1 pseudogene is annotated in these 585 nt (G+C 61.4%); it reads right to left on the bottom strand.

The window, feature by feature from the left end:
- Positions 1–583, bottom strand: a pseudogene (locus PMI09_RS30195) (helix-turn-helix domain-containing protein); the annotation flags it as partial.
- Positions 584–585 lie beyond the last annotated feature (2 nt).

Raw genomic sequence — 585 nt, forward strand, 5'->3', positions numbered from 1 at the left:
CGAGCCAAATACCGTCGTCGACTTCCATGATACCGAGTTTCTGGCATCACGGTCGATATGTTGACCTTCTTGCGGTAGAGGCAGATGCGGCCGCAATTGGTCACCAGCGCCCCGGCCGTTTTCTTGCGGACGGCCCGGCCTGATGCGCTCCAGCGCGATGCCGAGCCGCAGCCACCAGGCCGACAGCTTCGATAGATTGTAGAGCCCCGTTGGGGCTGGCGAAAGGCAAGCCGTTGTCGCCACGAATCGCGAGCGGCAGGCCACGCTCTGCAAACAGCCGCCCGAATGCGTCGAAGACAGCCCGCTCTCGCGTCGACTCAAAGGCTTCGCAGGCGAGAAGATAATGTGACGCCTGGTCGGTGACCGTCAGCGGATAACAGTATCGGCCATCGCCGAGCTGCAACTGGTTGGCATAACGCACCGGCCTTCGAGACCGATCCGTCAGCGCCTCCAGGCCGTCGTCCTTATAGCGATTGAAGATTTTGTAGCCGGTCTTGCGCGAGATGCCGAACTCCCGGCACACATCGCTCATGCCTTCGCCCTCCAGCAGTCGGGCGACAAATCGTAGACGTTCCTCCATCACCG

This window comes from Rhizobium sp. CF122 (assembly GCF_000282035.1).
Lineage (GTDB): Bacteria > Pseudomonadota > Alphaproteobacteria > Rhizobiales > Rhizobiaceae > Rhizobium.